20 protein-coding genes are annotated in these 23,765 nt (G+C 64.9%); 9 read left to right on the plus strand and 11 right to left on the minus strand.

The window, feature by feature from the left end; translation table 11 throughout:
- Nucleotides 1–5 precede the first annotated feature (5 nt).
- Nucleotides 6–458 (minus strand): transcriptional regulator NrdR, encoded by a 453-nt coding sequence (gene nrdR / locus LH390_RS06655; RefSeq protein ID WP_227282591.1) that lies wholly within the window; start codon nt 456–458, stop codon nt 6–8.
- Between the two features lie 902 nt (nt 459–1,360).
- Between nrdR and lexA the strand changes: the two genes are divergently transcribed.
- Both lexA and LH390_RS06665 read left to right on the plus strand, forming a co-directional pair.
- Nucleotides 1,361–2,086, plus strand: a complete 726-nt coding sequence (gene lexA / locus LH390_RS06660) for a transcriptional repressor LexA (protein WP_227282055.1) — start codon at nt 1,361–1,363, stop codon at nt 2,084–2,086.
- Nucleotides 2,087–2,384: 298 nt separating this feature from the next.
- Nucleotides 2,385–3,161, plus strand: coding sequence for a DeoR/GlpR family DNA-binding transcription regulator (locus tag LH390_RS06665; protein WP_227282054.1), 777 nt, complete (start codon nt 2,385–2,387; stop codon nt 3,159–3,161).
- A 327-nt stretch (nt 3,162–3,488) separates the two neighbouring features.
- Here LH390_RS06665 and ptsP read toward each other — a convergent pair whose 3' ends face one another.
- Entirely contained in the window at nt 3,489–5,186 is a 1,698-nt protein-coding gene (gene ptsP / locus LH390_RS06670; protein ID WP_227282053.1) for a phosphoenolpyruvate--protein phosphotransferase, read from the minus strand.
- A 385-nt stretch (nt 5,187–5,571) separates the two neighbouring features.
- On the opposite strand from ptsP, the gene LH390_RS06675 reads away from it, so the two are divergent.
- The 3 genes from LH390_RS06675 to LH390_RS06685 all read left to right on the plus strand — a co-directional run bounded on the left by LH390_RS06675 (nt 5,572) and on the right by LH390_RS06685 (nt 9,193).
- Complete coding sequence (locus tag LH390_RS06675) at nt 5,572–6,543, plus strand: 1-phosphofructokinase family hexose kinase (protein ID WP_227326797.1); 972 nt, start codon at nt 5,572–5,574, stop codon at nt 6,541–6,543.
- A 63-nt stretch (nt 6,544–6,606) separates the two neighbouring features.
- Nucleotides 6,607–8,748, plus strand: a complete 2,142-nt coding sequence (locus LH390_RS06680; protein WP_227282051.1) for a PTS fructose transporter subunit IIABC — start codon at nt 6,607–6,609, stop codon at nt 8,746–8,748.
- A gap of 175 nt (nt 8,749–8,923) precedes the next feature.
- Nucleotides 8,924–9,193 (plus strand): HPr family phosphocarrier protein, encoded by a 270-nt coding sequence (locus LH390_RS06685; protein WP_227282050.1) that lies wholly within the window; start codon nt 8,924–8,926, stop codon nt 9,191–9,193.
- A 149-nt stretch (nt 9,194–9,342) separates the two neighbouring features.
- Here the strand turns inward: LH390_RS06685 and LH390_RS06690 are convergent, their stop codons facing one another.
- Both LH390_RS06690 and hflX read right to left on the minus strand, forming a co-directional pair.
- On the minus strand, nt 9,343–10,629 hold the full coding sequence (locus LH390_RS06690; RefSeq protein WP_227282049.1) for a uracil-xanthine permease family protein: 1,287 nt from the start codon (nt 10,627–10,629) through the stop codon (nt 9,343–9,345).
- 33 nt (nt 10,630–10,662) lie between these two features.
- Nucleotides 10,663–12,198, minus strand: coding sequence for a GTPase HflX (gene hflX, locus LH390_RS06695; protein ID WP_227282048.1), 1,536 nt, complete (start codon nt 12,196–12,198; stop codon nt 10,663–10,665).
- A 107-nt stretch (nt 12,199–12,305) separates the two neighbouring features.
- Here hflX and LH390_RS06700 point away from each other — a divergent pair, with 107 nt between their 5' ends.
- Nucleotides 12,306–13,049: a hypothetical protein gene (locus tag LH390_RS06700; RefSeq protein ID WP_227282047.1), complete on the plus strand. Its 744-nt coding sequence runs from the start codon at nt 12,306–12,308 to the stop codon at nt 13,047–13,049.
- Between the two features lie 33 nt (nt 13,050–13,082).
- The gene (locus tag LH390_RS06705) at nt 13,083–13,631 is read left to right on the plus strand and encodes a hypothetical protein (RefSeq protein ID WP_227282046.1); all 549 of its coding nucleotides are present in this window, start codon (nt 13,083–13,085) and stop codon (nt 13,629–13,631) included.
- Here LH390_RS06705 and dapF read toward each other — a convergent pair.
- The 3 genes from dapF to LH390_RS06720 form a co-directional block, all read right to left on the minus strand.
- Entirely contained in the window at nt 13,628–14,497 is an 870-nt protein-coding gene (dapF, locus tag LH390_RS06710; protein WP_227282590.1) for a diaminopimelate epimerase, read from the minus strand. The two genes, LH390_RS06705 and dapF, sit on opposite strands and share 4 nt — an antisense overlap.
- A 182-nt stretch (nt 14,498–14,679) precedes the next feature.
- Nucleotides 14,680–15,609, minus strand: coding sequence for a tRNA (adenosine(37)-N6)-dimethylallyltransferase MiaA (miaA, locus tag LH390_RS06715; protein ID WP_227282589.1), 930 nt, complete (start codon nt 15,607–15,609; stop codon nt 14,680–14,682).
- Nucleotides 15,609–16,292 carry a hypothetical protein gene (locus LH390_RS06720; protein WP_227282045.1) on the minus strand — a complete coding sequence of 228 codons (684 nt, stop codon included), beginning with the start codon at nt 16,290–16,292 and terminating at the stop codon, nt 15,609–15,611. Before LH390_RS06720 ends, miaA begins: the two co-directional genes overlap by 1 nt.
- 372 nt (nt 16,293–16,664) lie before the next feature.
- Between LH390_RS06720 and LH390_RS06725 the strand changes: the two genes are divergently transcribed.
- Both LH390_RS06725 and LH390_RS06730 read left to right on the plus strand, forming a co-directional pair.
- Nucleotides 16,665–18,023, plus strand: coding sequence for a DUF349 domain-containing protein (locus LH390_RS06725; protein WP_428844999.1), 1,359 nt, complete (start codon nt 16,665–16,667; stop codon nt 18,021–18,023).
- 107 nt (nt 18,024–18,130) lie between these two features.
- Nucleotides 18,131–19,309 (plus strand): hypothetical protein, encoded by a 1,179-nt coding sequence (locus LH390_RS06730; RefSeq protein WP_227282043.1) that lies wholly within the window; start codon nt 18,131–18,133, stop codon nt 19,307–19,309.
- A 24-nt stretch (nt 19,310–19,333) separates the two neighbouring features.
- Here LH390_RS06730 and LH390_RS06735 read toward each other — a convergent pair whose 3' ends face one another.
- From LH390_RS06735 to recA, 4 genes are all read right to left on the minus strand, one after another.
- Nucleotides 19,334–20,068 carry an Rv2732c family membrane protein gene (locus LH390_RS06735; protein ID WP_227282042.1) on the minus strand — a complete coding sequence of 245 codons (735 nt, stop codon included), beginning with the start codon at nt 20,066–20,068 and terminating at the stop codon, nt 19,334–19,336.
- A gap of 137 nt (nt 20,069–20,205) precedes the next feature.
- A complete protein-coding gene (gene miaB / locus LH390_RS06740) occupies nt 20,206–21,753 on the minus strand; it encodes a tRNA (N6-isopentenyl adenosine(37)-C2)-methylthiotransferase MiaB (RefSeq protein WP_399524460.1) in 1,548 nt (515 codons plus the stop codon).
- Nucleotides 21,754–21,820: 67 nt separating this feature from the next.
- Nucleotides 21,821–22,456 carry a regulatory protein RecX gene (locus LH390_RS06745; RefSeq protein WP_227282040.1) on the minus strand — a complete coding sequence of 212 codons (636 nt, stop codon included), beginning with the start codon at nt 22,454–22,456 and terminating at the stop codon, nt 21,821–21,823.
- Between the two features lie 44 nt (nt 22,457–22,500).
- On the minus strand, nt 22,501–23,655 hold the full coding sequence (gene recA / locus LH390_RS06750; protein WP_227282039.1) for a recombinase RecA: 1,155 nt from the start codon (nt 23,653–23,655) through the stop codon (nt 22,501–22,503).
- Nucleotides 23,656–23,765: the final 110 nt, after the last annotated feature.

Below are 23,765 nucleotides of genomic sequence, written 5' to 3' on the forward strand. Positions count from 1 at the left end.
TCCGGTTAACGGCGATCAAGCCGGTGGAGAAGCCGGATCTCCTTTTCAAAGTCCGCGGCGGACTCGAAGGACTTGTACACGGAGGCGAAGCGCAGGTAAGCCACCTCATCGAGTTCCCGCAAAGGGTTAAGGATGGCCAGGCCGATGGCATTGGCTTTGATGTGCGAGCCATGATCGCGCCGGACGGCCTCCTCGACCTCTTGGGCCAGCCGCTTGAGAGCATCATCAGAGACATTCCTGCCCTGGCAGGCCCGGCGCACACCGGTGATGACTTTCTCCCTGCTGAAGGGCTCAGTCACGCCGCTCCGCTTGACCACCAGCAACACGGCTTTTTCGATGGTGGTGAATCGGGTCTTGCACTTGGAACACTCCCGGCGCCGTCGAATGGCAGACCCTGCGTCCACGACGCGTGAATCGATGACCTTCGAATGATCATGATGGCAAAAGGGGCAGTACACCAGTGCTACCTTTCCACGCGTCGCCGGGGGGAACACGTGCGTCACACGCGCCGCAGACCATCCTAGTCTTTGCCCACCCCTCCTATCGCTGCACTCCTACGGTGTATCCCATTCCCGCAGGTGACTCCGGCACGACATCGGATTCCCCACCGCTGATGACAACCGCGCCGATGGTCAGGGCGAGTCCGAAGAGCCCACCAACTACATAGGTGGTGATGCGATCTAGACGTTCTGCGCGACGCCCTCGCGGTCCTGTTCGTTCCACAAACGTACCGCCGACCGATCCTTCCCACCCCACCGGGGAAGCTAGCTCCTCCCACTGACTCGAACGTGACAGCGTTCGAACAGGGGCAGCCTTGCCGGTACGAACATGGCTACCGATCGGATCCCACACGGCGACCGCGCAATTCGAGACCGCGGGGCGAGCAGCCGTGATGTTACTGGTGGATACGGGGTTTAATGAGAGGGTCATAGGGGTACTCCTTTCACGAGAGTGGGCCACGTCCGTTACCGACACACAGAGACTAGCAACCTGCCGTGACACTCGAACACTAGGTTCGTACACGTTTGCGATTCATCGTTTCCCTGTTCGTTATAGCACTCATGGCGAAGGCGCGCTAGCGACACGCGGAAAAATCTCGAACACCCGTCCCAACACTGCGGGTGATCGTGTAGGGTTTGGGGCAAGAAGGGTTCCCACGATCCTGGGGAAAGATCACCACCGGGGCGCGGGGGCGCAGCACCGCAGCATGGTCTCCACAGCCTTGTGTCGGCTCGCCACCGATCGCCTCCCGGCCCCTCCCCGGAACCATGACACCCCGTTATTCAGTCCAACTAAGCAACCGTCAGCGAGACCGCGACTAGCCCCGACTAGTCCGCACCGAAGTCAAGGAGCACCACACATGGCACGCACGCCCCGGCAGAAGGCGAATAAGAAGTCGCCGCAGCCGACCTCTACCCCCAAGAATCCCGACCCCGCCAGCCTTTCGGACCGGCAGCGCCGAATCCTTGAGGTCATTCGGGACGCCGTAGTCCTGCGCGGCTATCCGCCGAGCATCCGTGAGATTGGGGATGCCGCAGGGCTGCAATCCACCTCCTCCGTGGCCTACCAGCTCAAGGAGCTGGAGAAGAAGGGATTTTTGCGCCGGGATCCCAACAAGCCCCGGGCCGTAGATGTGCGCCACTTGCCCGGAGACCCCAAGCGCGGTCCAAAGAGCTCTGCCCCGCAGGCTGACGTCCCCCCGGAGGCGGCAGCGACGTCCTATGTTCCCATCGTCGGCAACATCGCGGCAGGATCGCCGATTTTGGCCGAGCAAAACGTGGACGAATACTTCCCCCTGCCCACCGATGTTGTCGGCGGCGGTGAGCTGTACATGCTGCGCGTCTCCGGACAATCAATGCAGGATGCCGGAATTTTCGACGGCGATTGGATCGTCGTACGCGCACAACCCGTAGCAGAAGAAGGCGAATTTGTTGCCGCCTTGCTCGACGGAGAAGCCACGGTCAAGGAATTTCATAAGGACTCCACCGGAGTTTGGCTGCTTCCCCACAATGACGCCTATGACCCCATTCCCGGTAATGAAGCCGAGATCATGGGCAAAGTCGTCTCCGTGATGCGCAAACTCTAGACCACACCCCCGAGGATGAAGTCTCGCGCCGAAACCTCGACCCACATCTGCGATCCAGCACCGTTTACCGCCCCCGCTTGTGGTAGCCCTTTCGGTTGATCGGAACAGAAATCCCGATCAGGTACCGGACCGCAGAGTATCCCTGACCACTGATAACGGCCGTCTCGCCCCACAAAACGGGCATGACCACAATAAAAACAACATGGCCTAGCCGCGGCCATGTTGTTTTTTGTGGAATAATGGCAGGAAACTGGCGCGTCCTTGTTCCGGATACGCCCGACTGGAAAGGATCCCGAGCATGTACGCAGAGGAGCGGCGCCGACAGATCGCGTCGCAGACTGCCGTCGAGGGCCGCGTCAACGTCACGGAGCTTGCGAGCCGCTTCGAGGTCACCGCAGAAACCATCCGACGCGACCTGGCCGTCCTTGACCGAGAAGGACTGGTTCACCGGGTCCACGGTGGAGCCGTGGCCACGCAGTCTTTCCAAACTACGGAATTGTCCTTGGATGCCCGACTGCGTTCTGCGCCCAGCGCAAAGTCCGCCATCGCTCACGCGGCACTGGAATTTCTCCCCGACGCCAACGGCGGAATGTTCCTCGACGCCGGTACGACCGTCACGGCATTGTCCGATCTCATTGCAGAAAAGAGCCACTCCCACCAGTGGTCCATTGTTACTAATAGTCTGCCGATCGCATTAAATATGGCAAATAAGGGCTTCGGGGAAATTCAACTCCTGGGTGGCTCTGTTCGGGCCATTACCCAGGCGGTGGTTGGGGATACTGCACTGCGCACGCTGGCACTCATGCGCGCAGACGTGGCGTTCATCGGTACCAACGCGCTGACCCTGGACCACGGCTTGTCCACGGCAGACGCCCAGGAGGCTGCCATCAAGTCCGCGATGGTCACCAACGCGCGCAAGGTGGTAGTGCTGTGCGACTCCTCAAAGATCGGCAATGACTATCTAGTCAGCTTCGCCTCCATCGATGACCTGGATGTGGTCATCACCGACCGCAACGCCCCGCAGTCCTTCCTGCAGTCACTGCGTGAACGCGGCCTCGAGGTTGTGCTGGCCTAGGCGCAGCACGCCACTCACGCCACTGGCCGCGAGCATGCCCCCTGGCAAGCCCGTAGCTCCCGTAACTGAGAAGGCAGGCACCCAGGCACCCGCCCACGGCCACTCGAGCTGCTGACTGGCCCATCAGACGCCTCCCCGCACGGTCTTTGCACCGCCGGCGAGCCTTTCATCGGCCAACCCCGACACGCCCCCACCCAGACGTCGTGCACAACAAGCCCCACCGCGGTGGCAGAAACCGCCCGCGCTAGGGCAAAGACAACGCCCGGCCCCTTGAAAAGGGACCGGGCGCAGACGTGCGCCGGGCCGCACACGGCCCCACATCTGGTCTTAGTCTTGGGCGTCTCCGCGCAGGATGGTGCGCACGGCCTCGCGGGCCTCTGCGGCGCCCTCGGAGGACATGGCCGCCTCGGCGGCGCGTTCGCAGTCTTCCATGGTGACCTCGGCGAGCTGGGCGCCCACGCCGGCGACGGCGGTGGAGGCGGCGGACAGGGAGTTCACGCCCAGTCCGGCCAGGACGCAGGCCAGCAGCGGGTCGGCGGCAGCCTCGCCGCAGACGCCGACGGCGGTGTTGGTGTCGTGGCCGACCATGCAGGTGTGCTGGATCAGGCGCAGGACGGCGGGCTGCCACGGGTCGGTGAGGTATGCCAGCTGGGAGGACAGCCGGTCGGCGGCCATGGTGTATTGGGTGAGGTCGTTGGTGCCAATGGAGACGAAGTCCAGGTGGGGCATGATCTTGTCCGCCATGAGTGCTGCCGCGGGGACCTCGATCATCGCCCCGGCAGTCAGGCCACGTTCGGCGCACAGGGAGGCGAACCATTCGGCTTCCCGCGCGGTGGAGACCATCGGCGCCATGACCCAGGTCGGGGCGTCGTCCCCGCGACCTTCGGCCGCGGCGGCGATGGCGTCAAGCTGCCGGGTCAGCAGGGCCTCATTGTCCCGGGCGATGCGCAGGCCGCGCACGCCCAGGGCCGGGTTTTCTTCGGCGGACATGTTGGCGTAAGCGATGGGCTTGTCGGAGCCGGCGTCGAGGGTGCGCACCACGACCTTCGAGTTGGGGAACGCGGCGAAGACCTTGCCGTAGAGGGCTGCCTGCTCGTCGACGGAGGGCTCCTCGGTGGCGGACAGGAAGCTCATCTCCGTGCGATACAGGCCGATGCCTTCCGCCTGCGTGTGGGAGGCCAGCCGGGCCGCGTTGGCGTCTTGCACGTTGGCCAGGAGCTGGACGCGGTGGCCGTCTTTGGTTTGTGCGGGGCCGCGCCACTGCGCGATGGCTTCTGCGCGCTGTTGTGATTCGGCGACGAGGCGGCGGGACTCCTCCGGGTCAGCGTCCGTGGTGACGGTGCCCCGGGAGCCGTCGACAAGCACCATGGTGCCAGCGGCGAATTCGCGCACGCTCACGCCGGCGGCGACGATGCACGGCAGGTTGAGCTGGCGGGCGATAATGGCCGTGTGGCTGGTGGGCCCGCCCAGCTCGGTGACCAGGCCTTTGTAGTGGTTGGTGTCTAGCGCGGCGGTGTCTGCCGGGGAGAGGTCGTCGGCGAACAGGACGCCTTCGCCGTCGATGGCGGGCAGGCCGGGTTCTTCTTCACCACGCAGTTGTGCGATGACGCGGTCGCGGATGTCTTTGAGGTCCGTGGTGCGTTCGGCCATGACGCCGCCGGCGGCTTCGAACATGGCGACAAACTTGTTGGTGGCTTCCACCGTGGCAAATTCGGCGTTGGAGCCGGCTTTGACGTTTTTGCGCACGGCTTTGCGCCAGCCGCGGTCGCGGACCATGCCGGCGGTTGCCTGGAGTACCTCGGCGGCCTGGTCTTCGGCTTGGGCGCCGCGGTCTTCGAGGCGCTGGGCGACTACGTCGGCCGCCGCGACGAAGCGTTCGTACTCTGCGTCACGGGACTCTTCCGGAATAGCCTTATTTTCTGTGGGCAGTTCCGGACGTGGGTGTACCCACACGACCGGGGCATAGGCAATACCAGCGACAACACCGGTGCCAGTGACGGTGGTGATTTCAGAACCTGCAGTCATACGCACCACTGTAGCTAGTCGCGCATCACACTGCCACACATCCGATCCCACAAGTGGGCAAAAACACGGACACCAAACCCACCAAACGGGCTAAAATCGGTTGACAAACGGACAAAAGCAGACAAGACTCTAGACACAATCAGACATTGATCGTGACGTTGCTTACCCCGATTGCCATCGTGCGTCGCACGCCATCGCATCCTGCGCAGCCACAGCCCGCATGCCATGCAGCTAAAGCCCGCAGAACCGTGCAGGTGCCGTGCAGAATCCGTACAGAGACCACGCACACGCAGCGCAACCACCGGCAACGATGCGCCCAGCGACTGATTGCCACATGCTCGTCACGACAATCCGCCGATCTAGGTCAACGTAGGAGCCCGCACCAGTGATCCTGACCTTCACTCCCAACCCCAGCGTGGACGCCACGCTCAGCCTTGATCAGCCCTTGGCGCCCGGCCAGGTTCACCGCCTGCGCTCGGTGACCCGCGTCGCGGGAGGCAAGGGCATCAACGTGTCCCACGCGACCGCACTAGCCGGCCACCCCACTGTGGCCGTCTTTCCCGCCGCCGATCATGACCCCTTCCTGGCTTTGGCAGAAGAGGCGATGATTCCCACCCACCCGGTGACCATGGACGGTGTCATCCGTATGAACACCACGGTCACGGAGCCGGACGGCACGACCACTAAGCTCAACGGCCCCGGCCCCCACGTGAGCGCTGAGCTCCAGGCCACCCTCGAGCGCACGCTTATCGACGTCTCCACCCGCACCGACGCGCAGTGGATCGTCCTTGCCGGTTCCCTCCCGCCGGGACCAGACGCTCAGTGGTATGCCCACCTCGTCGCCCAGCTGCGCGCCCAGTGCCCCGCGCTGCGTATCGCGGTGGACACCTCGGACGCCCCGATGATTGAGCTGGGCCGCCACTTCGAGCACGCCGCCCCGCACCTGATCAAGCCCAACGGTTTGGAGCTTGGCCAGCTCGTCGGCGCCGACGGCCAGGGGTTGGAAGATGCCGCAGCAGCCGGAGATTTTCAGCCGGTGGTCGCCGCGGCGCGCACCGCGGTCGAGCGCGGAGTGGAAACCGTGTTGGTCACCCTCGGGGGTGCCGGCGCGGTGCTGGTGACTGCGGAGGGCGCCTGGAAGGCCACCCCGCCGCCCATCGAGGTGGTGTCCACGGTCGGCGCGGGCGATAGCTCCCTGACCGGCTACCTGCTGGCCCAGATCGCCGGTGCCGAGCCCGCGGAGCGGCTGCGCAACGCGGTCGCCTACGGCAGCGCCGCCACGGCGTTGCCGGGCACGACGCTGCCGCGCCCGGAACAATTGGATCACGCACGCACCACCGTCACCGCTTTGTCCTGACACAATTCCATCAGAAGTGTTTTTCATCCACCCGACACAGAAAGCCGAAAAGAGACCACAGACATGTCCCAGCCGATAATTACGACCGAGCTTGTTGGGCTCGACGTCGACTTCGGAGAGACCTCAACTCAGGTCATCGAGGCCCTCGCCGGCCTGGTCCACGCGGCCGGCCGCGCCGAGTCCGCCGAGGTTCTTGCCGCTGACGCCAAGGCCCGGGAGGCCAAGTCCGGCACCGGCGTCCCCGGTGGCGTGGCCATCCCCCACTGCCGTTCCGAGGCCGTTGCCACCCCGACCCTGGCGTTTGCCCGCCTGTCGCGTCCCGCGGATTTCTCCGGGCCTGATGGCGACGCCTCCCTGGTGTTCCTCATCGCCGCACCCGCCGGTGGCGGCAAGGCGCACCTGCAGATCCTGTCCAAGCTTGCCCGCGCGCTCGTGCGCAAGGACTTCCTCGAGGGGCTGCGCAACGCGCAGAGCCCGGAGGAAATCGTCCAGTTGGTCACTGACGTGGTCAACGCGCAGCCCAAGCGCAAGACGCCGGCGGCCCAGTCCAGCGCTGCTGGTGCGGCCGCAACCGCGGCCGGCGGCGCCACCGCCGCGGCGGGCGATGCCGCCGCGCAGGACAAGTCGGCTGAGCCCGCACAGCCTGTCACTCGCGTCGTGGCCATCACCGCCTGCCCCACCGGCATCGCCCACACCTACATGGCTGCCGACGCCCTGAGCCAGACCGCCGACGAGCGCTCCGACGTGGAGTTCCACGTGGAGACCCAGGGCTCGTCCGCGGTCACCCCGCTGGATCCGGCCATCATCGAGGCCGCCGATGCGGTCATCTTTGCCACCGACGTCGGGGTCAAGGACCGCGACCGCTTCGCCGGAAAGCCGGTCATCGAGTCCGGCGTCAAGCGCGCTATCAACGAACCTGGCGTCATGCTTGATGAGGCCATCGCTGCTGCGAAGAACCCCAACGCGCGGCGCGTCGCCGCCGGTGCGGGAAGCAGCAGCGCCGAATCTGGCGCGGAAACCGGTTCCGGCCTGGGCTGGGGCAAGCGCATCCAGCAGGCCGTGATGACGGGCGTGTCCTACATGGTTCCGTTCGTCGCCGCGGGTGGTCTGCTCATCGCTTTGGGCTTCCTCTTCGGCGGGTACGACGTGGCAAACGGTGCCACCGAGATCATCTCCAAGTACTCCCTGACCAACCTGCCGGGCCACATCGTTGACCTCGAGGCTGGCCCCACGGAGTTCAAGCACGCTGGTCTGGGCCTCTACCTGGGGGCGGTGCTCTTTGCCACCGGCAGCGCATCCATGGGATTCATCGTGGCTGCCCTGTCTGGCTACATTGCCTACGCGCTGGCTAACCGGCCGGGTATCGTGCCGGGCTTTGTCGGCGGCGCGATCTCCGTGCTGGTGGGCGCCGGCTTCATCGGCGGCCTGGCCACCGGCATCATCGCCGGTCTGGTAGCCATGTGGATCGGGTCCTGGAAGGTCCCGCGCTGGATCGGCTCCCTGATGCCGGTTGTCATCATCCCCCTGCTGGGCTCCCTGACGGTGGGCCTGGTGATGTTCCTCGCGCTGGGTCGCCCCCTGAGTGCCCTGATGGACGGCATGCAAAACGGGCTGGCCTCCATGTCCGGCTCTTCTGCGATCCTGCTGGGTGTCATCCTGGGCCTGATGATGTGCGCCGACCTGGGCGGGCCGATCAACAAGGCCGCCTACCTGTTCGCCACCGCCGGCCTGTCCGCGGGTACGGATGCCTCCATGCAGATCATGGCCGCCGTCATGGCCGCCGGTATGGTGCCCCCGATCGCGCTGTCCCTGGCCACCTTCATCCGGCGCAGCCTGTTTACCCCTGCCGAGCAGGAAAACGGCAAGTCCTCGTGGCTGCTGGGCCTGTCCTTCGTCTCTGAGGGCGCAATCCCCTTCGCCGCGGCTGACCCGCTGCGCGTGATCCCCTCGATGATGCTGGGCGGAGCCGCCACCGGTGCCGTCTCCATGGCCCTAGATGTAGCCTGTCGTGCCCCGCACGGCGGCATCTTCGTCCTGTTTGCCATCCAGCCTGCGTGGGGCTTCGTGGTTGCCATCGTGGTGGGCACGCTGGTGGCTACGGCCGCCGTGCTGGCCGCCAAGCAGTTCTGGCCCAATAAGACCATCGAACGCCAGGCTGCGCTGGCTGATGAGGCCGCCGCTGCGAAAGCCCGCGTAGCCGGGTAGTACTGAGTCTTCCCTCCTCGCGGGCCCTGCGATGGCGCGCGAAGAGGGTTCTCCCTAAAATTGGAAATGCACGCTTCGTGCCGGACTACTGACGTAGCCGGCCCCCGCCGGCGCCGCGCGAAGTGACCACAACCCCTACGCCTGGTTCCAGGCGTAGACACGAAAGGAACGACTTATGGCTTCCAAGACTGTGACCGTTGGCTCCGCCGTCGGACTGCACGCCCGCCCCGCCTCCATCATTGCCGACGCCGCCGGCGAATACGATGAGGACATCTTCCTCACCCTCGTCGGTTCCGAGGACGATGAGGAGACGGACGCCGCCTCCTCCCTGATGATCATGGCCCTGGGTGCTGAAAAGGGCGATGAGGTCACCGTGACCTCCGACAACGCCGAGGCCGTTGACGCGATCGCCGCGCTGATCGAAAAGGACCTCGACGCGGAGTAGTATTCTCCCGTCCGCTAGGACCGCGCACTCCCCGGGTAACCGGCACCGCCTACGGTGACCGCCCCGGGGAGCTTTTTTATCCCCCTCCCCCGAACCTCCCCCGAACCTCCCCCGAACTGCACGTGCCGCACGCGCAGCGCGTCCGGGACCTAGCCGTAATACTGAGCGCCCTGCCCTTCGCCCACGTGGGCGTACAGCCAGCGCAGCACCGGGTAGACCACGATGATGCCAGCCGAGCCCCAGGCAATACCCTCCAGCTGCACGGATCCCACCGTCAGCGTGAGGTTGCCGATGCCAGCAATGAGCGCCACGGCCGCGGCGCACAGGTTGACCGGGTTGTTAAAGTTCACCTTGTTGTCCTGCCAGATCCGGATGCCCAGCATGCCAATCAGGCCGTAGAGGACCAGCGTCGCCCCGCCGAGCACTCCGGCCGGGATGGTGAAAATCAGCGCCCCAAACTTGGGGATGAATGCCAGGGTGATGGCCGTGGCCGCCGCCACCCAATAGGCCGCCGTGGAATAGACCTTTGTCGCGGCCATGACGCCGATATTCTCTGCGTAGGTGGTGGTACCGGAGCCGCCGAACCCGCCGGCGACGGTGGTTGCCAGGCCATCTGCCATGAGTGCCGTGCCGGCCAGGTCATCAAGGTTGCGCCCCGTCATTTCGGAGACCGCCTTGACGTGACCCACATTCTCAGCGATCAGCACGATGATCACCGGAAGGGTAATCAGGATTGCCGAGGCCTCGAACTGCGGGGTGTGCAGTTGCGGCAGACCGATCCAAGGCGCCTGCGCGATCGTGTCCCCGGCGCCGTCGGCGAGGTTTCCCGTCGCGGCCGCAAACACCCACCCGATGATGACCCCGATGAGGATGCCCAGGCGGGCCACCATGCCGCGTCCCGCCACCGTGCACACCAGGATGCTGGCCAGCGTCACGCCCGCCACCAGGGGTTGCGTTTGCACGTTTGAGGCGGCCGTGGGCGCCAAGTTCAGGCCAATGAGTGCCACGATGGCGCCCGTGACGGCCGGAGGCATGACGGCGTCAAGAACCTTGCGCCCCGCTGCCTGAACTACCGCACCCACGGCAATCAGCGCCAGGCCGGCGACGACCACGCCGCCGATTTGCACGGGAATCCCCTGGCCCTGGGTGGCGGTCAGCGGGGCGATAAAGGCAAAAGAGCTGCCCAGGTAACTGGGCAGCCGATTGCGGGTGAGCAACAGGAAGAGGATGGTCCCCAACCCGGAAAACAACAGCGTGGTGTTGACCGGAAATCCGGTCAATGTGGGCACCAGGAGGGTAGCCCCAAACATGGCCACCACGTGCTGCATGCCTATGCCAATTGTGCGTGGCCAACTGAGTCTTTCCTCCGGGGCGACCACGGCCCCCGGAGCAATGCTTTTTCCGTCCCCGTGGACGGCCCAACCGATGGAGTTCACACTGTCTAGTATGCGGGTGGGCCCGGACCTTTCTTACACCGGGTCCGGTGAAGCGGCCTCCCGGAATTCGTCGAGCTCGGCCGCCAAACGCTGCGGGAGGCGGACGTCGAGAAGCGTTCCTGTTGCGGAATAGTCCTCCGCGAGCACGGTGCCGTGCTCATGCACGCGGGCCACCACGTCGCCCCTGGTGAAGGGGATATTTAGGCGCACCCTGGCGTCGAGGCTGTTGAGGAAGAGCTCGATGCGTCCGCCAAGCTCCGCGATGCCCTCGCCGGTGCGCGCGGAGACGAATACCACGTCGTCGAGGGCGTGGCGCAGCTCCGCAAGGATCAGCGGATCGGCAACATCGATCTTGTTGGCCACGATGATTTCCGGCGGGATGGTCCGCCCGGTATCGCGGGCGATGCCGGAGATGACCTCGTTGACCGCGGCGATCTGCTTGAGCGGGAAAGGATCGGAGCCGTCCACCACGTGGAGGACTAGATCCGCTTCGAGGACCTCCTCGAGCGTCGACTTGAAGGCCTCCACCAGCTGGGTGGGAAGGTGGCGCACAAAGCCGACGGTGTCCGTGAAGATCACGGCGCGGCCATCGGCAAGCTGGGTCTTGCGCGTGGTGGGGTCCAGGGTGGCAAAAAGCGCGTCCTCTACCAGCACACCTGCCCCCGTCAGCGCATTGATCAGCGACGACTTGCCCGCATTGGTATAGCCCGCGATGGCGATCTTGGGGGTCAGGGACTCATTCCGGCGCGCCCGCTTGACCTCCCGGGAGGTCTTCATCGCGGCCAACTCCCGGCGCAGCCTGGCCATGTCCGCCCGCAGCCGCCGACGATCCGCCTCGATCTTGGTCTCGCCGGGGCCACGCAGCCCCACACCCCCGTTTGATCCGGCGCGTCCACCGGCCTGCCGCGAAAGGTTGCCGCCCCAGCCGCGCACCCGAGTGATCAGGTATTCCATCTGCGCCAGGGAGACCTGCGCCTTGCCTTCCTTGGACTTTGCGTGCTGCGCGAAGATGTCCAGGATGAGCATGGTGCGGTCAATGACCTTGGTGTTCAGGGCGTTTTCTAGCGCCACCAGTTGGCCCGGGTTGAGCTCGCCGTCGCAGATGACGGTATCGGCGTCCGTGGCCTGCACGGTATCGCGCAGTTCCGCCACCTTGCCGGAACCGATGAAGGTGCCGGGGTCCGGCTTGTCGCGGCGCTGGTAGAGCATGTCAATGACCTCTGCCCCGGCGGTTTGCGCCAGCGCGGCGAGCTCATCCATGGTGGCCTCTACCTCCGCGGCCGTGCCCTGGGTCCACACGCCCACCAGGATGACGCGCTCGAGGCGCAGCTTGCGGTATTCCACCTCATAGCCGTCGGCCTGTTCCTCAGCATGGATGGAGGTACGCCCCGCGACGTGGCGCAACGCATTGCGTTCGCCAAGCTCGAGCTCACCAACGGTGGGCTCGTGGTCAGTGCTTATCGACGCCCCGCTACCCCGCGTGGGCTCATTATTCCGGAAGGCACGAGCCAACAGCTCATCATGGCTGTCATCAGACTCGCTCGGATCATAGTGGTGATCAACATTCATTACCCGCCATTGTGGCACGGGCGCGCCCCCGATGTCAGGCCACTACAGCACAGTGTTGCACCGCACAGAGTTTCCCCCCGGCGCCTGGGCTTATACAATCTGTGAACATGACTGCAGATCTCAAGAGCATCGGCCTGGATTTTCCGCGTTGGCAAGACGCCGTCGAGGCAGCCATTGCCTCCAACCGCCTCCAGGTCGCCGGCGAGGTCCGCGGCGGCCAGCTCATCCAGTTCGCCGACCGCTCCGGCGCCCAGATTCACATCCTCGCCGTCGAGCCCTATGCCACCTACGCCGGTTTTGAGTCCATCACCCAGACCTACGCCCACGTAGAAATGCTCACCGACGTGCTGGCGCTGTGTGAGATCATCGACCCCTTCGGCGCAGAAATCACCACCATCACCTGCAACCTCGCCCAGGGTCCGCTGCTGGCAGATCAACCCCGCCAGGACTATCAGCCCCTTGCTGTGACCGCACTGGCCATGCAGACCACCATCTACCCCAGCGCGGAAGACTTTGAAAACCGCACCGGCGAGGTCCTGGGCGTACTCATCTCCGAAGGCGCCCAGACCGTGGCCGCCGGAACCGGCGCCCACACCCCGGATGCCTCCGCACAGTTTTCCGCCCGGGTACTCGATGCGGAATACCGCACCAACGAGCTGACCGGTCAGCGCTTCATCCACGCCACCGTCGACGGCCCCTTCCCCTTCGACGTGTGCCTGCCGGACTCCCCCGAACTGCCCGCCAGGGACCAGGTCATTGCCGGCACGGCGCTGCTCACCGCCGCGATCAAGGCCCCCGTCGGTGGTGGCTGCGGCGGCTGCGGCGGATCCTGCGGTTGCGGCGGACATTAGGCGTGGACTGCGGACGTCATGGAGATGGCAACAATGACCAGATCGTGGAGCCCACAAGGCAATAGACCAGGGGCAAGCGCGTACGCCCTGCGCGCGGTGGTGGTGTTACTCGCCGCCGTCTTGGTCTACCTGCTACAGCTTCCCGGTCTAGTCATTGGCGTGATCCTGGTGATGGGGGTGTTCATGGCCACCCGCCCGGACCCCGAATCCCCGGAGTTGACCTCCCTGCGCACCTCCGTGCGCCTGTCAGCCGAAGACATCAAAGAAGTGGTCAACGCCTACGACACGTTCCTGTACTCCCCGGCCTCCGAACACGTCACGGACCGCACTGTCCAGCGCCCCGAATTGGCCAACCCCCATAGCTCGATCCCGGCCATCCAGAGCTTCCAATTCCACTACCACCACGCCTGCCGCTTCCTCAACCGACTCGAGCCCAGGCTACTCAACCCCCGCCGCAGCGCCCGGGAACTCGAACAACTCCTCGCCCTGACGGATGAGCGCGCAGCCACCCTGCGCACAGCCTGGTGGCATGCCCGCCAGGCCGCGCAGCGCCACAGCCCCAAGGGGACCGATAAGCGCTAGATGCTCAGCCGCCCGGTAGCGACGATGCGCGACGGGCCAGTGAGCGTGGTTGTCGTGGCCAAGACATCAACCACCACCTCACCACCGGGGACCCGCACGGTAACGCTGCCGGTCTCCTCGGCGGCGTCGGCAAGCGCCGCAGTAGCCGCGGCGACGGTGCCGGTGCCGCAGGACAGCGTCTCGCCGACACCGCGCTCCCACACCCGCATGTCCACCGCCCCATCGGACAGGGGCGTCACGATCTCCACATTCACCCCCTCCGGGAAAAACTCCGGATCAATGGTCGGTGCCTCCAGCGTCAGGTCTGCAAGATCCTGCGCACTCAAGCCGGGAATGACCGCCGCCAAATGCGGATTACCCGTGGAGATACCCAATCCCGCAAAGCTCAACTCGCCCATCTTCGCAGTAGAAACTCCCCGCACCTGCGCCGGGCCCATATCAATTCGCACCTGCGCCTCGCGCGGCGTCGCGCGAATAACAAGCACCTCGCGGGCACCCGCCCGCGTGCCGATGGTCCCTCCAGAAAAAGACTCCGGGGTATTGTCGCCTTCCTCCCGGCGCTGATACATGGCCAGCCAATGGGCAAACACCCGCAGCCCATTACCGCACATTTCCGCCACGGTGCCATCCGCATTGCGGTAATCCATGAACCAATCGGTGCGCTCTACACCGTCCGGAAGAGACGCAATTTCACCGGCATCAAGCAACGCGCCCGAACGCACAACGCGCAAGACACCGTCGGCCCCAATGCCCCGCCGCCGATCACACAGCGCAACAATATTTTCCTGGCTTAGGGAAAGCCGCGCGTCCGGATCCGGAATGATGACAAAATCGTTGCCGGTCCCGTGCCCCTTGGCAAAGAAAATGCCCTCCTCGCGCAGCCCATCAGCCAGCGCATCCTGCGGCCCCGACAAGGCCTCCGGGCGCGATCCCAACGGCTGGCTTGTCACCTCACCTGGAGCAACCGGATCGTGCGCCCCACACTGGCACGGCGAATCCGCCTGCACGAATGACTCATCACTGGACGTGTCGCTGAAATCATCTCTAGTCACGAAAGCCAGTCTATCGACTCCCCTACCGGGTCCGCCGCAGCCTCACACCACCTAATACGAGGATCCCGCCGGAACCACGAACGCTGCCGGCGCACATAACGCCGCGTACCCGCCTCCGTCGCCTCCACCGCCTGCGCCACGGACAATTCACCGCGAAGAACCTGCAGACACTGCGCATACCCAATCGCCCGGCCCGCAGTGGAATCCGCACGCAAACCATGATGGTCCACCAAACCGCGGACTTCATCGATGAACCCGCGCTCGAACATCTGCGCCGTGCGAGCAGCAATGCGCGGATTAAGCCACTGCGCATTTGTAGCCAGGCCGATAATTCGCGTCCCCCATCGCGGTGCAGCACCAATTACAGGCTGCGAAGCCTGATACGGCTTTCCCGTTAACTCAATGACTTCCAAGGCACGCACAGTGCGGCGCGGATCATTATCCTCAATGACCTGCGCCGCCGCTGGATCCTTCAGCGCCAATTCCGCATGCAACGCAGCAACACCGACCTCATCCAAACGCTGCTGCCAGCGGGCCCGCACCGCCGCATCAGTAGGCGGAAACCGCCAATTATCCAGCAACGACTGCACATACAGCATCGAGCCGCCCGCCAAAATGGGCGTCTTTCCCCGACGCAGAATATCTTCTACATCCGCGACAGCCGACTGCTGATACCGCGCGACAGAAGCCGGCTCCGTGACATCCAACGTATCGAGCTGATGGTGCACAATGCCCTCCCGCTCAGCCACCGACAACTTCGCAGTCCCAATATCCATTCCCCGATACAGCTGCATGGAATCCACATTGACCACCTCCCCGTCCCACCGATGAGCCAATGCCAAGGCCAGCGCAGACTTGCCCGACGCGGTAGGGCCCACCACCGCGATCGGCGTAATTGTCCCATCGACCCTATATGCCCCGGACATCATTGGCCTCCTTGTCGCTGCCCCGATTGCTGCTGCTCCGATTGCTGCTGCCCCAGCCAGGCCACATAGCGTGCCACCCCCTGGCTGACGTCTTCTTGCAGCAGGTGCGCACCAACTCCTGGATGGCGCCGGCGCCACTGGGCGATCTCCAGCCACAGCTCCGGCTCAACCACACCGGCATCAGCCAGCCAGGATGCAGTCACTGGCTGCGGGCATTGTGCACCCAACACCGCGCGGCACCACTGATGCGCGGCCGGTGCGTCCTCCCGCAAAGCCAAGGGCGCCCGCGGGGTCATCCCGGCCGAGCCGTCGATGACCACTACCGTCAGCACGTCCTGGACGGAGTCCTCCGCTGGACTGGGATCGCCTAGGTTTCCACGAACCTCGCGGACCTGCCGGTCTCCCACCACCGGCTCTAGCAGCCAGCGCGCCACCAGCTCTGGCAAATAGGCACCCGTGCTTACCGTCACGTCGGGGGCGCCCCAGGCTTTGAAGCTGCCCTCATGGCCGGTTCGCCACCGCTCATCGCGCGATCCCACAATATCGATGCGACACCGCCCATGCGCGGCAATAATCTCCCGGGCTGCACAAACCAGGCGCGTGGCGTTTTCGTCGACTGCGCGCGCTCCCAATTCCGGAATCAACGCAGGCGAACCCGGCACAACCAGAATTCCTCCGTTCACGGATCCCCAGCGTAATGCCAACAGATGACATACCCGCGAGGCGGGGTGGATCAGCAGCGTAAGCCACCACTTCTGCGTGTTCGAATCGCCCCCGACCCAGGGTAGGCGCACACAAACCCGGACAGTTGTTTACGCCATATCCAGGCAACCTGTAGATTGGTGAGAGTTAAAGCGCCCGTCTTCAGGTCGGTTCAATTTGTGCTATACCAAATACCCCGGAAGATGTGCGCCACCGATAGCAGCATCGTGATTGACTGGTCGCATCACTGAACGCCCCGAAGAACAATTGTGGAACGCCCCATCAGGTTCCACATTGAACCTAAGGCAGACACAGGGACAGCGGCGCTAGATGGTAAAGGACGTTGTACGAGTATGACCGACAAGCCCACCTCCGACCACACCGACTCCGCCCCGGCCGCCCCCACCCGCCGGGCCGTGCCCAACCCGGCCATGCTGGCCAAGAAGCGGCCCGCCGTCGCGCGTACTGGAGCCAACGCTGCACCCCTAGCGCCCCTTCCACCCAACGATCCATCCCAGTGGGGACGTGTCGATGAAGACGGCACCGTCTGGGTACGCACGGAAACCGGGGAGCGCCCCATCGGCCAGTGGCAAGCCGGAAGCCCGGATGAGGCCTTGGCACACTACGGGGCACGCTACGACGACCTCAGTACCGAGGTTGCCCTGCTCGAGTCCCGCCTGGCGGCACATCCTGACGACGCCCCGAAGATCCGGCACGCAGCCACCGAGCTGAAGGAAGGCCTTCCCGTGGCGGCAGTCATCGGGGATCTGTCTGTGCTGCGCACCCGACTGGACGCCATCATCGAGCGTGCCGACGACGCACACGAGGCGTTCCTGGCAGAACGCACCCGCCACCGCGAAGAGGCCACCGCCCGCAAGACCGCGCTGGCCGAGGAGGCCGAGCGACTGGCCAAGGCCGATGGCGAATGGAAGGCCACGGGAGATCGCTTCAAGGAGATCTTCGATGAGTGGCGCACCATCCACGGCGTAGACCGGAAGACCGACGACGCCCTGTGGAAGCGCTTCTCTCACTCCCGCGAGACGTTCAACCGCCGCCGCGGATCGCACTTCGCCGAACTCGACCGCAACCGCGCCGCGGTGAAGAAGCGGAAAGAAGAGCTCATCGAGCAGGCACAGGGACTCCAGGACTCCACGGATTGGGGCCCCACCGCACGCGAATTCAAAGCGCTGATGACGCAGTGGAAGGCCGCCGGGCGTGCCTCCCGCGACGTTGATGATCGCCTCTGGGAGAAGTTCCGGGCGGCACAAGATCACTTCTTTGACGCGCGGAACGCCGCACACCAGGCCCAAGAAGACGAGTATGTGGCTAACGCCCGCGCCAAGGACGAGCTTCTGGCGGAATACTCCCCGCTCATCGACCCGGAGACCAACCTGGATGCCGCACGCACCAAGCTTGCGGAACTCCAGGAGAAGTGGGATGAGATTGGGTTTGTCCCCCGCGGCCAGGTCAAGGCCTACGAGAACAAGATCGCGGAGTTGGAAAACAACGTCGCAGCGGCCGAGAAGGCCCAGTGGCGCCGCACCGACCCACAAGCCCAGGCCCGCGCCGCCCAGTTCACCGCCAAGGTGGAGGAGTTCACCCAGGCTGCCGAGGCCGCAGGAAAGCACAACAAGGCCACCCAGCTGCGCGAGCAAGCAGCCCAATGGCAGGAATGGGCTGACGCGGCACAAAGCGCCGTGGCTGACCGCTAGCAGCACCCTTTTACTGACCGGCCACGCCGGGAGCGCTGGCCGCACCCGGCGTGCCCCCGCCCCACGCCAGCCCGGTAACAGACTGCTGAGGACCACCCACACCTGTGATGACGCACCTTCGCTTCTTTGACCTCGGCGAACACCGGGATATTTCTGGCACCATCCAGCCAACAACGGCGCTGGAGGACTTCGTCTTCATGGCGAACTTGCAGGCCCAGGAGGCAACCGGGGACATGGCTGTCTCCGTCACCACGGGCGACGTGGTGACCACACTCGGAGAGGACAGCCACGTCCGCGTCGCGGCCATTCTTCAGAGCAATCAGGGCGTTGCCGGCACGAGCACATGCCCAGACCCGGAGCGTCTGCCCGCGGTCTACGACTCGACCGGCCCCGATCCGACCGCCGATATCGAGTGCACCGGCTACATCCACCTGTCCGCCCCGGTGGAAGAACACGATCATGCCCTGATCTGCGAGGTTGTCCCCGACGCCGATTTTCAGCCCGTCAGCGACCTCCTCGACGCCGATCATGCCGCTCGGATCACCGACTTCTGGTGTACTGCCCTTGATGCACTTATCGCCTACGGGCACCGTACCGGCCGCACTTACCTGCAAGTGTGGCGCCGCCGCCCACCCACCACCTCCTCCCATGGCGCTGATCCGGCTGCCTGCGCCTTGCGCCGCGCCGGTTTCGAACTCCACGGGCAGGAGGACCAATGGGTCATCCCCGGTGCTGCCGCGCCTGCACCGGCGCCCGCGGAAACGGCGCACGCAAGCGTGACGCGCACGGGAGCGGTTGATCTTCGGTGCTATTGGGATTTCGACTTCCCGGAGACAGTGACCAGCGGCATCCTTAAGCTCTACGAGCAAGCCGACACCGATAGTCCCCACGGACAATTAGTGCAGCGGCCCGCCCCCTGGACTCGCCAGCGTCTCTGGCGCGCCCGCACGCGCCTGCACCGGGCAGGGTGTACCGCCCTGACCGTGGTTGTACTCAAGGAGGGCACACCAGTAGCGATCAGTGAGGTCACCCTCGACTTTGCGGCGCTTGCCGACGCCGCCGGCGGCGCCATTGCCGTCGCCGAGCACACCGCAACCGTCGTCGATGCAGCCTGCCGCGGGCACGGCCTCGGCACAGCATGCACCGCCGCACTGGCGGCAGCCCTCGGGCCACGCTGGCGCATCTACAGTGCCAATGACCACCAGCATGAGGCCATGACCAGGATTAATGAGCTGGCCGGCGGTCAGCGTCTGTGCCGCCTGGAGGCCTGGGATCGCCGCCTCTAACGGGCGGCGGCACCGCACCGCCGGTTAGGAATCCTGCTGCTTGGCCGCGGTGGGCGCCTGTTCCTCGGCTTCAGCGCCGGACTCCGCGGGGCGCGTTAAGCGCTGGTGGCGGCGGGCTGCCTGCTCCCGGCGGTGATCTTCAAGCAAGGGATTATCGTCCCCGACGCTGCGCTGTTGGCGCACGAGCGCGGCGTTTTGCACGTAGGCGACGTCGTCAAGGTCGGTTGACTGGGCACGTTGCTGGGCGATCTGATCTTGCTCCGGCGAGCGTCGCAACGCGATCCGACAGTAGATCACCAGCCCCGCGATGACGGCGAGGATCAACAGGTACTCCCCCACGCCGGCGGCAATGTCCGCCTCCGCGCCAGGGCGGGTTTGCCGCAGCCACAAGGCCAGCACCGAGGCAAAAGTGCCCACGGTGCACAGCATCCATGCGATCTGTGCGAAGACGGTGCGCCGCGCCACCAACGTTGCGGTGGTAAATACGCCAACTCCTAGGAACGCCAGCCACGCCAGCACGTACTCGGTGAGCTTGACGTGGGCCTCGCTAGCCGCATCCGTCAGCGTGAGCACCTTCCAGCCAGCAACGCCGGTGACCTGGGGCGTGACCAGGGCGATGAGGTAGACAGCCAGGACGGCGCCCAGAGCCCACCGGTGGGCTCCTAAATCCAGGTGCCGGGCGGCAGCGCGCTCCTGCGCAGCCAGTTGCGCCGCGCTAGCAGTCACCGGTGGGGTGCCAACTTCCCTGTCAGGCTCCATGGGATACTTCTTCCTTCTTTATCCGCGCGCGGCGTCGGCCTCAGGGCTGTGGCTTCTTCCTGTCGAGCACGTATCGACGCCGCCTTTCATCGGTTCACCCTAGCCGCCCGGGCCCCCACGGGGCACATCCCCCGCCGCTAGCAGCACGCCCCCGCCGAGGCGCTTGCCGCCGGCCGGCCAATGCGGGGCAGCCCCAGACCCACCCCAACGGGTGCGGTGGTGGGCGTCTTCCCGGCCTGCCACATATCGCCGGCCTTGGTCGCCCGATGCGAGGCCACACCGGAATCGGCGATGAGGAAGAACGGCGAGGAATCCGTCACGGTCACTTGGACCACATCACCTGGGCGAATGTCTTCGCGCTGCACGCCCGCCGGGTCGAAGTGGACCAGGCGACCATCGCGGGCTCGACCCGACAGCCGGTGGGTCTCCCGGTTCTTCCGGCCCTGGTGGTCCTGCACGATCAGCTCCACGGTGGCGCCCACCAGCGCGGCGTTTTCTTCCGCGCTAATGCGGTCTTGCAGGGCGATGAGACGCTCATAGCGTTCCTGCACCACCTCCTTGGGCACCTGGTTGTCCATGGTGGCTGCCGGGGTTCCGGGGCGCGGAGAGTATTGGAATGTAAAGGCGGAGCTAAACCGCGCCCTTTCCACCACGTCGAGGGTGGCCTGGAAGTCTTCTTCCGTTTCTCCAGGGAATCCGACGATGATGTCGGTGGTGATCGCCGCGTGGGGGATCTTCGCGCGCACCTCATCGAGGATGGCCAGGAACTTCTTGGTCCGGTAGGACCGGCGCATGGCTTTGAGTACGGAGTCCGAACCTGATTGCAGCGGCATGTGCAACTGCGGGCACACATTCGGGGTCTCAGCCATCGCGTCGATGACATCCGAGGTGAACTCCGCGGGGTGCGGGCTGGTGAAGCGCAGCCGTTCCAGTCCGTCGATCTCACCGCAGGCGCGCAGCAGCTTGGAGAAGGCGAAACGGTCGCGCTCTAAAGCAGGATCTGCAAAGTGAACGCCGTAGGCGTTGACGTTTTGGCCCAGCAGGGTTACCTCGCTGACGCCTTGGTCAACCAGGGCGCGGACCTCTGCAAGGATGTCGCTGGGGCTGCGGTCGGCTTCCCGTCCACGCAGCGCCGGCACAATGCAAAAGGTGCAGGTGTTGTTGCATCCCACAGAGATGGACACCCAGCCCGCGTAGGCGGACTCCCGCTTGGCTGGCAGGACGGAGGGGAATTGCTCCAGCGCCTCAACGATTTCTACCTGGGCGGCATCATTGTGTGCGGCGCGTTGCAGCAGGGCCGGCAGGGAGCCGATGTTGTGCGTGCCAAAGACCACATCTACCCAGGGGGCTTTGTCCACCACGGTGGCTCGGTCTTTTTGGGCTAGGCACCCTCCGACGGCTATTTGCATGCCGGGGTGGTTGTCTTTGACGGATTTGAGCTGCCCGAGTGAGCCGTAGAGCCGGTTGTCGGCGTTTTCGCGCACTGCGCAGGTGTTATAGACCACCAGGTCCGGTTCTTCGTCGCTGCTGGCCTTCCGGTAGCCGGCGTCTTCGAGCAGCCCGGCCAGCCGTTCGGAGTCATGAACATTCATCTGGCAGCCGAATGTCCGGACTTCGTAGCTGCGCGGCGGCGCGGTGCGAGTTTCGACGTCTGTGGGAGAGGCAGTGCGTGTCACGCCGGGCATCTTAATCGGATGGGGGCGATCGCCCCAAAGAAATGTGCCCTTATCCTGCCTTCCTCGCCGTTAAGCATTATGCCTCTTGTTGCAGCTGTGCCACGCGCTCATCGAGTGCTTGGGTTGCCGCGGGAAGCGCCACGGATTCGCTGAAGCCGCGCCGCGCGAGCGCACCTGCAATGCGCCGGAGCGCTTTGGTGCGTTGCGCGTAGTCGGCGGGTGGTGTGGTCAAGGAGCGGGCTTTCTTAGCGGCTACCTCTGCTGCCAGGCGCTGTTCATCCTCATCATCGATGTCGGCGAGCACTTCGCGGCGCACCGTGGCACTGATGCCTTTCTTTTCGAGCTCCACATCCAGCATCCGGGTGGATTTTCCGCGCCGGTTTCTGCGTTGGCGGACCCATTCTTGAGCAAAGGTGCGGTCATCAATGAGTCGGGATTCTTCGAGTTGCGCAAGGACCTTGTCAATTACCGGTTCTGGGTAGTCGTGCTCGCGCAGGCGGGTGTGCAGTTCGTGCCGGGACCGCGCGCGGTGGTCGAGCAGCCGGAGTGCCCGTTGCCGCACGGCAGCCATGGCTGTCTCCTCCTGGGCGTCAAAGAGCCGCCCGGTCCCCTCCTGCCCGACTGCGGCGATGGCTTCCTGGAGCGCGCGCAGCTTGTGCGCGCGCTGGGCGTCCTCTGCTGTGGCAGGTCGGGCAGGCTGTGATGGGGACATGACCGGTGCGGGTCTCCTTGCGGGCGTGGCTGGTTGCAGGGGTGTTAGCTGGCGGGCGCTTCGGAGGGGTCGAAGTCATCCGCGGCCTCGTCATCATCGTCAAAGTCGACGTTGGGGACCATGTCCACCGGGTCATCGGACAGGGCGTCATCGGCGGGCTTGTCCGCCCCTTCGCCGATACCTAGGGCCGCGAGGATCTTCTGCTCGATCTCATCGGCCAGCTCCGGGTTTTCCTTGAGGTTATTGCGCACCTTTTCCTTGCCCTGGCCGAGTTGTTCGCCCTCGTAGGTAAACCAGGAGCCGGACTTCTTGATGATCTTTTCCTCAACACCCATATCGATGATGGAGGACTCCCGCGAGATTCCCTCGCCGTAGAGGATGTCAAACTCGGCGGTCTTAAAGGGCGGGGCGACCTTGTTCTTGACCACCTTGAGCTTGGTGCGGTTACCCACGTGGTCCTGGCCGTCCTTGATGGCCTGGATGCGGCGAATATCGCAGCGCACGGTGGCGTAGAACTTCAGCGCCTTGCCGCCGGTGGTGGTCTCCGGAGAGCCGAACATGACGCCGATCTTCTCGCGCAGCTGGTTGATAAAGATCGCTGTCGTGCCCGAGTTGTACAGCGGGCCGGTCATCTTGCGCAGGGCCTGGCTCATCAGCCGCGCCTGCAAGCCCACGTGGCTGTCTCCCATGTCGCCGTCGATTTCGGCCTTGGGGGTCAAGGCCGCAACGGAGTCAATGACCACGATGTCGATCGCGCCGGAGCGCACCAGCATATCGGTGATTTCCAGGGCCTGTTCGCCGGTATCCGGCTGGGATACCAGCAGCGCATCGGTGTCCACGCCAAGGGCGCGGGCGTATTCGGGGTCGAGGGCGTGTTCAGCGTCGATGAAGGCGGCAATACCTCCGGCGCGCTGTGCCTGGGCGATGGCATGGAGGGCCACGGTGGTCTTACCGGAAGATTCCGGACCGTAGATTTCTACGATGCGTCCGCGGGGGAAGCCTCCGACGCCCAAGGCGACGTCGATAGCCGTGTTACCTGAGGAGATCGCCTGAATTGGCGGGCGATTCTCATCGCCCAGGCGCATGATGGCGCCCTTGCCAAAGTCTTTTTCGATGTTGGCCAGGGCCATCTCCAACGCCTTAGAGCGGTCCCCTTCTGGGGCCCGCGTGGTCTTGGTGGTCTTCTTTTTTGCAGCCATGGGCGCGTGAAGCTTCCTTTCCGCGAATCAAGGATGTGTGGTCTAGTTCTGTCAGTTGCTGCCTGCCCCGGCCGGATGGTCGGGCCTATGGAGGGGCTTGACAGGGCCCC

Source organism: Corynebacterium uberis (genome assembly GCF_020616335.1).
Classification (GTDB): domain Bacteria; phylum Actinomycetota; class Actinomycetes; order Mycobacteriales; family Mycobacteriaceae; genus Corynebacterium; species Corynebacterium uberis.